Genomic DNA, 11,401 nt, shown 5'->3' on the forward strand with positions numbered 1-11,401 from the left:
GCAATGCAGATCAGACCGCTTCAGCCAACTGGGCACGCGCCCTGGCCAATCCCTCGATCGCGGCGTCGCCGCCCATGTTCAGGCCTTCGGCATGGATGAAGCTGACATCGGTGATGCCGATGAAAGCCAGCGCCTGACGCAGGTAGGGTTCCTGATGGTCGATCGGAGTTCCCGCGTAGACACCTCCCCGAGCAGTCAGCACATAGGCGCGCTTGCCCTTGAGCAGCCCCTGGGGCCCCTCGGGGGTGTACTGGAAGGTGACCCCGGCGCGCAGCACATGGTCCAGCCACGACTTCAGGGTGCTGGGAATGGTGAAGTTGTACATGGGCGCCGCCAGCACCAGCACGTCGGCTGCCAGCAGCTCCTCGGTCAGCAGGTCGGAACGCTCGCGTGCAGCCCGCTCCACCTCGCTCTGCTCCTCCACGGGCTTCATCCAACCGCCCAGCAGATCGGCATCCAGATGCGGGACCACCTCGCGTGCCAGATCGCGGATCTTCACCTGATCCTGCGGATTGGCCTTTCTCCACTGAGCGACGAACTCCCCGGTCAGCTGACGGGAAATCGAGCCTTCATGACGAACACTGCTTTCAATGACGAGTACATTGGACATCTGCATCGGTCTCCACTGGATCATGCGCTGGTCGATGGAGCGCAGGTTAGGTGGAACAACATCGATAAAAAAGCGGAAAAAACCGCTACGAACAATCGATCAAATTGATGTATTTTCGAGGCATGCCCAAGCACCCAACGCTCCGCCAAACGAAACAGAGGCCGCCACATGAAAGCTCCCCGCGTCACCCTCGATCAATGGCGCACCCTGCAGGCAGTGGTCGACCATGGCGGCTTCGCCCAGGCGGCCGAGGCCATGCACCGCTCGCAGTCGTCGATCAGCTACACGGTGGCACGCATGCAGGAACAGCTGGGCGTGCCGCTGCTGCGCATCGACGGACGCAAGGCCGTACTCACCGAGGCCGGCGCCCTGCTCCTGCGCCGCTCCCGGCAGCTGGTCAAGCAGGCCAGCCAGCTGGAGGAGCTGGCCCATCACATGGAACAGGGCTGGGAAGCCGAAGTGCGTCTGGTGGTCGACGCCGCCTACCCCACTGCCCGGGTGGTCAGCGCCCTGTCCGCATTCATGCCGCAGAGCCGAGGCTGCCGGGTACTGCTGCGCGAGGAGGTGCTGTCCGGTGTCGAGGAAGCGCTGGTCGAGGGCGAGGCCGACCTGGCGATCAGCGGCCTGATCCTGCCCGACCAGCTCGGCAGCGACCTGGCCAACGTCGAGTTCGTCGCCGTCGCCCATCCCGATCATCCGCTGCACCGCCTGCAGCGTGAACTGAACTTCCAGGACCTGGAAACCCAGTTGCAGATCGTCACCCGCGACTCCGGCCGGCGCCAACCGCGCGATGTCGGCTGGCTGGGAGCCGAGCAGCGCTGGACCGTCGGCAGCCTGTCCACCGCCGCCAACTTCGTCGCCAGCGGCCTCGGCTTCGCCTGGCTGCCACGCCACCTGATCGAACCGCACCTGCGCGAAGGCTCACTCAAGCCGCTGCCACTGGGCAACGGCGACCGCCGGGAGATCCGCTTCTTCCTCTATCCGAACAAGGAACGCCAGATGGGGCCCGCCACCCGAATCCTCAGCGAACTGCTGCGCCAGCACGCGCCGACGGGGGGCTGAGCCGGCACAGCGCAGGAAACCTCCTGCGAATTCGACCGTCCTACTGCTATATCCACTTTCACCACCCCACACAGGAAGTCCGCACATGCTGAAAAAACTTGCCCTGGCCGCCTGCGCCTTCGGTTTCTCCGCCGGCCTGCTGGCCGCCGAAGCGCCTCGCGTCCTGCTCGATACCACGCTCGGCGACATCGAGATCGAACTGAACGCCGAAAAGGCACCGATCAGCGTCGAGAACTTCCTCGCCTACGTCGACAGCGGCTTCTACAACGGCGTGCAGTTCCACCGCGTGATCCCGGGCTTCATGATCCAGACCGGCGGCTTCACCGCCGACATGCAGCAGAAGGACACCCGGGCGCCGATCAAGAACGAAGCCGACAACGGCCTGCACAACGTGCGCGGCACCCTGGCCATGGCCCGCACCCGCGACGTCAATAGCGCCACCAGCCAGTTCTTCATCAACCTGGCCGACAACGACTTCCTCGACAACGGCAAACGCGACTTCGGCTATGCGGTGTTCGGCAAGGTAGTCCGCGGCATGGAAGTGGTCGACCAGATCGCCGGCGCGCGCACCGGCAATCGCGGCATGCACCAGAACGTGCCGGTCGAGCCGGTACTGATCGAGTCGGCCAAGCGCCTGTAATCCGCCCCCACCATGGGCTGCGCCCGGCGCAGCCTATGCCTGCCGATAGGGTAGCGCCAAGCGCGCCTCGGCAGCGTAGGCTCGTACCCCAGCGCGCTCCTCCGCGAGGAAATCCGCGACTGCCGCACGCAGCCCCGGATGCAGCAGATAGTGCCAAGAGCGCGTCAGCACCGGCTCGAAACCACGGATCAGCTTGTGCTCGCCCTGGGCGCCGGCATCGAAACGCCGCAAGCCAAGGGCAATCGCCTGCTCCAGCCCCTGGTAGAAGCAGGTCTCGAAGTGCAGGCGGTCGAAGTCGCCCAGACAGCCCCAGTAGCGGCCATACAGACAGTCGCCGTCCGCCAGGAAGAATGCCATGGCCACCAGCCGCCCGGCCTGGCGCGCCAGCACCACGCGAATCGACTCGGGCATGCGCGCCGCCAGCAGGCTGAAGAATGCGCGACTCAGGTAGGGGCGCTGGCCACGCACCGCGTAGGTGTTGGCGTAGCAGGCATGCACGAAATCCCATTCGGCCTCGATCAGTTGGCCACCGCTGCGCCAGTCGAAGTCGATCCCCTGCCCCGCCACCTGCTCACGCTCCTTGCGCAATTGCTTGCGCTTGCGCGAAGCCAGGGCGTCGAGAAAGTCCTGGAAGTCGCGATAACCGCGGTTGAACCAGTGGAACTGGCAACCGAGGCGCTCCAGCCAATCGCCGCGCCCGGCGATGATCCCGTCGGCGAAGGCGTCGGTGAAGTTCACGTGCAGTCCGGACAGCCCCTCGGCCGCCAGTTGCGCCGTGACCTCATCGAGCAGGCGCCCAGCCGCCACGGCATCCCTGGCCAGCAGACGCGCACCGCCCACCGGCGAGAACGGCACCGCCGCCAGCAGCTTGGGGTAATAGGCGATGCCGGCCCGCGCGCAGGCGTCGGCCCAGCTCCAGTCGAACACGTATTCACCTCGCGAATGGCTCTTCAGGTAGGCGGGCATGGCGGCCAGCAGCTGGCCATCCGCAGCGCGCAGCAACCGGTGCGCCGGCTGCCAGCCGGTGCGCGCACTGACGCTACCGCTGTCCTCCAGCGCAGAAAGAAAGGCGTGGCGCAGGAACGGCTGGGCGTCGGGCAACAGACCATCCCATTCGGCAGCGGGGAGCGCGGTGATGGCGGGGAGCGTTTCGAGCGTCATCGCTACAGTCTGGCGTGCCGCACAGACGAAAAAAAGCCCCGCCGAAGCGGGGCTTGAAGGGGTATTCCGGATGAAGCGCGCTGCTTAGAACACGTACTGGGCGCGGAACACGATGCCGTCGCCATCATCGTCGCCGACGGCGTTTTCAGCATTGTCAACCGAGGTCTTGACGTAGACGCCGCTCAGCTTGACCGCTTCGTTGGCGTACCAGTTCACACCCAGGTTGTGCACCTTGGCTTCCACGTCGTCGGTGGCAACGATACCGACAGAGTCATCCTCGACGCTGATGTTGTCGTAGCGATAGAACACTTCCCAGGCACCGATCTGCTTGTTGGCCGGCTTGATCTTGTCGAACTTGCCCAGCTTGTAGTCACGCGCTTCGCCGGTCAGGGTGTAGGCGACCTGAGCGTAGTAGCCCTCAGCCTCGATGTCGTCGACGGCACTGCTGTCGGCGTCCAGCTCACGAGTGATGTATTCACCCTGAATCGAGAACGGGCCGCTGGCGAAGGCTGCCTCCAGGCCGATGGCGCTGTCGTCGGCGTAATCGCCGGCAACGAACTTGGCACCACCCAGGGTCAGGCGGTTGCCGTTGGTGCCCGCATCGTTGCCACCGCCAGTGGAGACACCGCGCATGCCCAGACGGCTCTTGATGGAAGCGTCGCCGGCGGCATCGGACAGATCACGCTGGGCGTAGTTGACGCCCAGGTGCAGCACGTTGCCGGCTTCGTGCATCGGCGCGAACACACCGCGCAGGTTGAACTGCTTGACGCTGTTGCCGTCTTCGTCGTTCTGATCCTTGGCACTCAGACCGGCAGAGCCGAACAGCGAGGCACCTGCAGTGCCGGAAACCTCGATGCCCAGGCCGTTCTGATGACCGTTGGCCCAGTCGACCAGATCGTAGGCGGCGTTACGCTCCTGGGCGGTCACCCACTTGGAGCTGGTGGCCTTCTCCAGACCGAAGGCCGGGTCGAAGCGACCGACCTTGATGGTCACCGGAGCGAAGCCGGTGTAAGCGATGGAGGCTTCATCGAAGTAGCCGTCTTCGGAGCTGCCGGCGTTGTGGGAGAAGTCGTAGTTGATCTGGTAGGCCCAGTCGCGGTAAGCCACGCCGCCGATCTCCAGGAAGGCGCGACGGAAGTAGGCGGCGTCGGCGTTGTCACCATTTTTGGTGTAGAAGCCGTCGAAAGTGCTGTAGTCGGCCTGCAGACGACCACCGATCTTGAAGCTGAACTCCTTGTCGGTGGTGCCCACTTCCAGGCCGCCCTTGGTCTTGACGACCAGATCGGCGCCGTCGGTGGTCACGGTACCGGCAATGGCGTGGGAAGAGATGGCCAGGGCCAGGGCGCTGGCGGCAACGCCGGCGAAATGCTTGCGGATCATTGAAGGTTTCCCCTATTGGTCTTTAGCGTTGGTAAACGTGCGGGCCTGGCCCGTTTGTTTCTGGGGGGAATATTCGCGAGCGGATGTGTCAGCTCCATTGCTCATATGTAAAGTTTTTATGACAACGGAACTTTTTGCGCCGCAACTGCATAAAAAACAACCAACCGCTCTAGCCCGAGGCTTTCCGCCGCACAGAAAGCGAGTCAACCAGTTACAGACGGGAGCGCAGGGCACCGAACGGAACGGCTGATAGCAGCCGGGATGCGCTCGACCGGAGCGCCTTTCGTCGACGGATTGCCCGTCAGCGCGCCATCCCCTACCCTGCCAGCAGACGGTCTCCGCTGCGGCGGAGCGATCAGCGCAACGCGGAGGCGCGTCATGTCCACCCCCAAGCTCGGCCACTACGCTCTCGGCGCCATCGCCGCCTGTTTCCTCGTCAACCTGCTGCTGCGGGCCTGGCTCAAGGTCGGTGGCGTTTTCGCCACCCTGCTGGCCGCCATGCTGGTGGCCGCGGGCCTCGCCCTGGTGTTCCGCTGGCGCACCGGGCGCCGGCCTTATGCGGTGGAGCGCCGGGTACTGGTCGGCCTCTATGCCCTGGGGCTGGGCCTGCTCTACCTGGGCCTGCTGGCGCTGATGTACCTCAAGGAGGAGCCCGGCCTGGCCGGACAGCTGCTGTTCGCCGCCCACTACGCCACCTATCCGCTGCTGGCCTGGTTCGCCCTGGCTCCCGAGCGCGAGCGCCGCGACGAGTGAACCGAACGCGCCCCGCGCTGACCAAGGCGCACCTCCTGCCGTTTTAGTGAACGATGAACGCCATACGCGACCGATCACCGACCGCCACCGACCTGCCCGCCGTCCTGGCCGGCCCGCTGCTGCGCCGCGTCGAAGCCCGGCGCCTGGTGCTCTGGCTGGTCGGCTCCCGCCCGCTGGATCTGCGCCTGCAGCTCGCCTGGGACACCCCGCACGGACTGACGGAGCTCGACCTGCCGCTCGACGAGTCCCGCTGCCAGCACCTGGCCATCGGCCGCCACGCCTGCCTGCATCTGATCGACGTGCATTTGGACGAGCCGCTGCCGGCCGACACCTTCATCTATTACGACCTGCATCTGGCGGAGCACAGCAGCGCCCTGGCCATCGCCGACTGGGCGCCGCACCTGCTGTACCCGGGCCAGCGCCGACCGAGCTTCGTGCGCCGCGGCCGCCTCGACCACCTGCTGCACGGCTCCTGCCGCAAGCCGCACCACCCGAGCAAGGACGGCCTGTTGCAGGCCGACACCCTGCTCGCAGCCAGCCGCGAGCAGCCCGGCGAACGTCCAGCGCTGCTACTGCTGAGCGGCGACCAGGTCTACGCCGACGACGTGGCCGGGCCCATGCTGGCAGCCATCCACCACCTGATCGAACGTCTCGGCCTGTACGGCGAGCACCTCGACGGCGCCACGGTCAGCACCAGCGAGGCACTCTACGCCCACCCGGCCTGCTACTACCGGCGCGAAGACCTGCTGCCCGCCTACACATCCAACGAGGAGCTGCGCGAGCGCTTCTTCGGCGGCGTCCGGAAACCGGTGTTCACCAGCGCCAACGCCCACAACCATCTGGTCACCTTCGCCGAAGTGCTGGCCATGTACCTGCTGGTGTGGTCGCCCGAACCCTGGCGCCTGATCGCGCCGCGCATGCCGGAACTGCCCGAGCATCTCGCCCCCCGCTACCGCGAGGAGGAAAAGGTCATCCGCGCCTTCGTCGACGACCTGCCGCAGGCGGCGCGGGCCCTGGCCCAGCTGCCGTGCCTGATGATCTTCGACGACCACGACATCACCGACGACTGGAACCTCTCGGCGCGCTGGGAGGAAAGCGCCTACGGCCATCCGTTCTCACGACGCATCGTCGGCAACGCCCTGCTCGGCTACCTGCTGTGCCAGGGCTGGGGCAACTGCCCGGACGCCTTCGCCGCCGAGCTGCCGGCGATCCGCGAGCTGCTCGCCGCACCGGACCAGCAGCAGCGCCTGCGCACCGAAGTGCAGGACGCCGTCATCGGTCGCCTGCTGGCCTTCACCCACTGGCACTACAGCCTGCCCGGTCAGCCGCTGCTGCTGGTACTCGACACCCGTACCCGCCGCTGGCGCAGCGAAAGCACCCTCAGCCGTCCCTCCGGACTGATGGACTGGGAAGCCCTCTGCGAGCTGCAGCACGCCCTGCTCGACGAGCCGGCGGTGGTCATCGTCTCTCCGGCCCCGGTGTTCGGCGTCAAGCTGATCGAGATCGTCCAGCGCCTGTTCACCTGGGCCGGCTACCCGCTGCTGGTCGATGCGGAAAACTGGATGGCCCACCGCGGCGCGGCCAAGGTGATGCTCAACATCTTCCGCCACTCGCGCACTCCGGCGAACTACGTGATCCTCAGCGGCGACGTGCACTACTCGTTCGCCTACGAGGTGCACATACGGCATCGCGATCGCGGCCCGCGCATCTGGCAGATCACCAGCAGCGGCATCAAGAACGAATTCCCCAGGCGCCTGCTCGACTGGTTCGACCGCCTCAACCGCTGGCTGTACGCCCCACACTCGCCGCTCAACTGGTTCACCAAGCGCCGCAGGATGCAGATCACCCCGCGCATCCCCAGCCGCAGCCAGCGTGGCGAGCGCCTGTGGAACGGCTCCGGCCTCGGCCAGGTACGCCTCGACGAACAGGGCCGCCCCTGCGAGATCCGCCAGCTGAACGCCGATGGCTCGCAGCCGACGCGCTTCGAGGTGACCGAGCGGGAAGAACTCGCGACTGAACCCGCCGACGCACGGCACGGATGACGAGACAACCTGCTCCGACCAAGCAGCCCTGGCTTGACCCCGATCAGGCCATCAGCAATACAGACAACAGAATCTGACACTAAAATGCCATTAGTGCGCCCTGCAAAACATGATCAGGACTCCCAGATGATGCGCGTGGACTCGACCATTTTCGCCCTGTTGTTCGCTGTGCTGCTGGCACAATCCGTCCACGCCGAAACCCTGCGTGTTGCCACCGAGGGCAATTACGCACCGTTCAGCTATCATGACGAGTCCGGCACGCTGAGCGGTTTCGACGTAGAGATAGCGCAAGCACTGTGCCAGCAGATGCAGGTCGAATGCGAAATCCAGACGATCGTATGGAGCGACCTGATCCCCAGCCTGGAGTCCGGCAAGATAGACATGATTGTCGCCAGCATGGCACGGACCCCGGAACGGGAACTGCGGGTCGATTTCAGCGACTACTACTACCAGTCCCACTCGGTATTCGCCGGGCGTACCGATATCGCCACCGACACCTCGCCCGAATCGCTGGCCGGGTTACGCCTTGCAATCCTCGGCGGCACCATCCAGGCCGCCTTTGCCCAGGAGCGTTATCCGCACAACCCCCTCCTGCTGGTCGCCAACCAGGAGGAGGCCTTCGACCTGCTGCTGGCCGGCAAGGCCGACCTGGTGCTTTCCGACACCATCAACCTGCTCGACTTCCTGCAGCAGCCCGAGGCAGTCGGCTACGACTTCATCGGTCCCCCGCTGCTCGCCGAAACCCTCAGCAGCAAGGCGCACATCGCCGTGCGCGAAGGCGATAGCCGCCTATTGCAGCGCCTCAACCACGCGCTGGAGGAAATCCGCCTGAACGGCGCCTACGACCGCATCAACCGTCACTATTTTCCCTTCAGCATCTATTGAGCACCCAGAGCATGAGTGACTCGCGCCCGCCTGCGCGCTTTCGTCCACGCCTGGCCACTACCGTGCGCCTGGCGCTGGGCGGCGCACTCCTGCTGTTCACCCTCACCCTGTTGCTGTCCATGCCGCTGCTCGGCGGCATCGTCGACAAGGCCAACCGGGTACGCGACGAGTATCTGCCCGACCTGACCCGCTGGCGCTACAACACCCAGCGTATCGAACAACTCTTCGGCTTCATCCAGACCATCTACTGGAGCAACGACGCCCTGGTCGTGCGTAGCAGCCGCCTGCAGGCACAGGTACTGCTCGACAGCTTCCCCCCCGACAGCGAACTGGCGGCACAGGCCAGGCGGATCATCCTCGCCATCCAGACCCTGGCCCGACTGCGCGACAGCCAGCGCGTCGCCTTGAACGCGGTACGAACCGAGGCTGGCAGCCTGCTCCGCGAGGATATGCCGTCCGGCCCCAGCAGCGACCACCTCGTACGCTTTGCTGCAGCCTGCAGCCGCCTCGGCCTGATCGGCACCGACTGGCGGGCACTACGCCAGGAAGCCGGCAACCTGCCAGCCCCCCTCGACCCCGCGGCACGGGATGCCATTGCGCGCCTGCAGGACCACTTCGCACAGCTGCAAGCGCTGGAAATACAGGTCGAACAGACCCACCGGCAGGCGCTCGAGCAACAGAAACTACTGGCGGCCACGCTCAATACCGACACCGCACTGAAGACCCAACAGATCGCCAAGGCCGTCGGCCACGAAGCGACCCTGCTCCGCAGCTACGGTTTGCTGACCCTGATGCTGCTCGGTGCCATCACCCTTGGCGTGCTGTACATCTTCCAGCGCTTCCTGCTGCGCCCGATCCTGCTCTGCAACCAGGCGCTGGAGCAGCTGAACAACGAACGTTCCGCCCAGTTACCCGAGCGCACGCTGTTCCGCGAACTGGACACCATCTGCCAAAGCGTCCGCCAGTACGGCGACATGACCAAGCAGCTGCAACGTGCCAATCGCGACCTGATGCAGCTCTCCCAGCAGGATGGCCTGACCGGCCTGAGCAATCGGCGCCATTTCGATAGCGTACTGGCCACCGAGCATGCGCGAGCCTGCCGCCATGGCCATGAGCTGGCCCTGCTGCTCATCGACGTCGACCACTTCAAGGTGCTCAACGATCGTCACGGCCACCTGTTCGGCGACGACTGCCTGCGGCAACTGGCGACCGTGCTGCGCAGCTTCAGCTGCCGCCCTGGTGATCTCTCTGCCCGCTACGGCGGAGAGGAGTTCGCTCTGATCCTGCCAGAAATGAGTCTGGAACAGAGTCGGCAACTGGCCGAGCGCGTACGACAGGCCATCGCCGAACTCGCCACCCCCACCGACTCGGGCGAAATTGTCCACTTCACAGCCAGTGTTGGCCTGATCCACACTAGCAATGCCCCGCGCCACACAGCGCAGAGCATGATCCACCAGGCCGACCTCGCCCTCTATCGGGCCAAGCAACTGGGTCGCAACCGGGTGGAAGTCGCCGAGGAAACGGTCCAGCAGAGCTGACTTGTCCCAGGCGAGAAATACGACCGGAGAAGAGCATGCTGCCCCGTACCCTCGAAGAGCTGGACGCCCTGCGCGACGAGTGCAAGGCCATGGTGACCAAGCGCGCCGGCCTTTCCGCCGGTGCCGCGGTGCTGCCGATCCCCGGCCTCGACCTGGGCGCGGACGTCGCCCTGCTGATCGAGCTGATCCCGGCGATCAACCAGAAATTCGGTCTGAGCCCGCAGCAGATCGAGGGGCTCGATCCGAAGATCAAGCGGGTGATCCTGATCGGCGCCACCAGCCTGGGCAACAACCTGATCGGCAAGTGGGTGACCCAGCAACTGATCATGCAGATGCTGCAGCGCATCGGCATCCGCGTCGCCAGCAAGACCGCGGCGAAGTTCGTCCCCTTGCTCGGCCAGGCGCTGGCCGCCTCGATCAGCTTCGGCGCGATGAAGCTGCTCGGCAACGCTCATGTCGAGGACTGCTACAAGGTGGCCAGGCAGGCGCTGCTGGCACGGGAGCCTGAGCCGGTACGGGTGATCGAGGTGACGCCGGAGATGGTCGAGGTCGCCCGCCCCTGAAGACACGCCAGCGTCCCCGCTCTGTCGCTGCGTCCGGCAGCGGCGCTCTGCCGGACGCAACACGTCAAGGTCATTTCTCAAGCCTGGTGATCTTGGTGCCCTGGATGCCGATGCCCGCCATCAGGCCCTTCTGCTCGAAGACGAAGGCGTAGATGTCGTCCTTCATAGTAGCGGTGGTGGCGTTCTGCGCCATGCCCTCGTCCACCACCACCACGGTCGGGCCGATCCCCACCTCGAACCCCTCCACCTTGTTCAGCGCCTGGAAGGCCGCATCGGTCATGAACATCATCGCGTAGCCGTACTTCTGCACCCCGGCCTGCAGCCCGTAGGAGGCGCCGGCGGTGCTGTAGTAGCCGGCCGTCTTGCCGCCCTGGAACAGCACCCCCTCGCCATACTGACCGCCGACCACCAGACCGGCCTTGGTGATGCTCGGGAACACCAGGATCGCCTTGGCCTTCTCGCCCAGCACCTTGGCCGCCGGCACCTGCGCATACAGCGACTGCAGGGCGGCCCTGGATTCCCTGTCGAGTTCCGCGGCATCCGCGGCGCGGACCGGGATGGCCACAACGACCAGCCAGATGCCGATGATCGCGGCGAGCAACATCTGCCAGGCCTTGCTCACAGGCATGCGGGGCACAGCGACCGCCTCGGCGCGCGAGACGGACTGGACAAGCTTCATGATTCACCTCCGTTGCAGGAAACACTCGGCGTGATCCAGCCACTTCGAGTCAGGAAACGACGCCTGCCCACGCTGGACGATGCGTGCG

Annotated in this window: 11 protein-coding genes; 7 read left to right on the plus strand and 4 right to left on the minus strand. The window is 65.5% G+C overall.

Annotated features, from left to right (window positions below; genetic code table 11):
* Nucleotides 1-10: 10 nt before the first annotated feature.
* Nucleotides 11-610 (minus strand): FMN-dependent NADH-azoreductase, encoded by a 600-nt coding sequence (locus tag BLT78_RS12870; RefSeq protein WP_090352293.1) that lies wholly within the window; start codon nucleotides 608-610, stop codon nucleotides 11-13.
* A gap of 168 nt (nucleotides 611-778) precedes the next feature.
* Here BLT78_RS12870 and BLT78_RS12875 point away from each other — a divergent pair, with 168 nt between their 5' ends.
* Both BLT78_RS12875 and BLT78_RS12880 read left to right on the plus strand, forming a co-directional pair.
* A complete protein-coding gene (locus BLT78_RS12875; RefSeq protein WP_090349348.1) occupies nucleotides 779-1,672 on the plus strand; it encodes a LysR family transcriptional regulator in 894 nt (297 codons plus the stop codon).
* A gap of 85 nt (nucleotides 1,673-1,757) precedes the next feature.
* Nucleotides 1,758-2,312, plus strand: a complete 555-nt coding sequence (locus tag BLT78_RS12880) for a peptidylprolyl isomerase (RefSeq protein WP_090349349.1) — start codon at nucleotides 1,758-1,760, stop codon at nucleotides 2,310-2,312.
* A gap of 33 nt (nucleotides 2,313-2,345) precedes the next feature.
* Here the strand turns inward: BLT78_RS12880 and BLT78_RS12885 are convergent, their stop codons facing one another.
* Nucleotides 2,346-3,473: a GNAT family N-acetyltransferase gene (locus BLT78_RS12885; RefSeq protein WP_090349350.1), complete on the minus strand. Its 1,128-nt coding sequence runs from the start codon at nucleotides 3,471-3,473 to the stop codon at nucleotides 2,346-2,348.
* 84 nt (nucleotides 3,474-3,557) lie between these two features.
* Nucleotides 3,558-4,853 (minus strand): OprO/OprP family phosphate-selective porin, encoded by a 1,296-nt coding sequence (locus BLT78_RS12890; protein ID WP_090349351.1) that lies wholly within the window; start codon nucleotides 4,851-4,853, stop codon nucleotides 3,558-3,560.
* A gap of 378 nt (nucleotides 4,854-5,231) precedes the next feature.
* On the opposite strand from BLT78_RS12890, the gene BLT78_RS12895 reads away from it, so the two are divergent.
* From BLT78_RS12895 to BLT78_RS12915, 5 genes are all read left to right on the plus strand, one after another.
* Nucleotides 5,232-5,606 carry a hypothetical protein gene (locus BLT78_RS12895; RefSeq protein WP_090349352.1) on the plus strand — a complete coding sequence of 125 codons (375 nt, stop codon included), beginning with the start codon at nucleotides 5,232-5,234 and terminating at the stop codon, nucleotides 5,604-5,606.
* Between the two features lie 53 nt (nucleotides 5,607-5,659).
* Nucleotides 5,660-7,648, plus strand: a complete 1,989-nt coding sequence (locus BLT78_RS12900; protein ID WP_090349353.1) for an alkaline phosphatase D family protein — start codon at nucleotides 5,660-5,662, stop codon at nucleotides 7,646-7,648.
* Nucleotides 7,649-7,774: 126 nt separating this feature from the next.
* Complete coding sequence (locus BLT78_RS12905; RefSeq protein WP_197673117.1) at nucleotides 7,775-8,533, plus strand: transporter substrate-binding domain-containing protein; 759 nt, start codon at nucleotides 7,775-7,777, stop codon at nucleotides 8,531-8,533.
* Between the two features lie 11 nt (nucleotides 8,534-8,544).
* The gene (locus tag BLT78_RS12910; protein ID WP_090349354.1) at nucleotides 8,545-10,071 is read left to right on the plus strand and encodes a GGDEF domain-containing protein; all 1,527 of its coding nucleotides are present in this window, start codon (nucleotides 8,545-8,547) and stop codon (nucleotides 10,069-10,071) included.
* 35 nt (nucleotides 10,072-10,106) lie between these two features.
* A complete protein-coding gene (locus BLT78_RS12915) occupies nucleotides 10,107-10,634 on the plus strand; it encodes a hypothetical protein (RefSeq protein ID WP_090349355.1) in 528 nt (175 codons plus the stop codon).
* A 70-nt stretch (nucleotides 10,635-10,704) separates the two neighbouring features.
* Here BLT78_RS12915 and BLT78_RS12920 read toward each other — a convergent pair whose 3' ends face one another.
* Nucleotides 10,705-11,313 (minus strand): lipid-binding SYLF domain-containing protein, encoded by a 609-nt coding sequence (locus tag BLT78_RS12920; RefSeq protein ID WP_231975626.1) that lies wholly within the window; start codon nucleotides 11,311-11,313, stop codon nucleotides 10,705-10,707.
* Nucleotides 11,314-11,401: the final 88 nt, after the last annotated feature.

The sequence above is a fragment of the Pseudomonas oryzae genome (assembly GCF_900104805.1).
In the GTDB taxonomy this organism is placed as follows: domain Bacteria; phylum Pseudomonadota; class Gammaproteobacteria; order Pseudomonadales; family Pseudomonadaceae; genus Geopseudomonas; species Geopseudomonas oryzae.

Coding starts and splice junctions, on each gene's coding strand:
- BLT78_RS12895 (WP_090349352.1), top strand. CDS start 5,232: ATGTCCACCCCCAAGCTCGGCCACTACGCTCTCGGCGCCATCGCCGCC.
- BLT78_RS12875 (WP_090349348.1), top strand. CDS start 779: ATGAAAGCTCCCCGCGTCACCCTCGATCAATGGCGCACCCTGCAGGCA.
- BLT78_RS12890 (WP_090349351.1), bottom strand. CDS start 4,853: ATGATCCGCAAGCATTTCGCCGGCGTTGCCGCCAGCGCCCTGGCCCTG.
- BLT78_RS12870 (WP_090352293.1), bottom strand. CDS start 610: ATGTCCAATGTACTCGTCATTGAAAGCAGTGTTCGTCATGAAGGCTCG.
- BLT78_RS12905 (WP_197673117.1), top strand. CDS start 7,775: ATGATGCGCGTGGACTCGACCATTTTCGCCCTGTTGTTCGCTGTGCTG.
- BLT78_RS12885 (WP_090349350.1), bottom strand. CDS start 3,473: ATGACGCTCGAAACGCTCCCCGCCATCACCGCGCTCCCCGCTGCCGAA.
- BLT78_RS12920 (WP_231975626.1), bottom strand. CDS start 11,313: ATGAAGCTTGTCCAGTCCGTCTCGCGCGCCGAGGCGGTCGCTGTGCCC.
- BLT78_RS12880 (WP_090349349.1), top strand. CDS start 1,758: ATGCTGAAAAAACTTGCCCTGGCCGCCTGCGCCTTCGGTTTCTCCGCC.
- BLT78_RS12910 (WP_090349354.1), top strand. CDS start 8,545: ATGAGTGACTCGCGCCCGCCTGCGCGCTTTCGTCCACGCCTGGCCACT.
- BLT78_RS12900 (WP_090349353.1), top strand. CDS start 5,660: ATGAACGCCATACGCGACCGATCACCGACCGCCACCGACCTGCCCGCC.
- BLT78_RS12915 (WP_090349355.1), top strand. CDS start 10,107: ATGCTGCCCCGTACCCTCGAAGAGCTGGACGCCCTGCGCGACGAGTGC.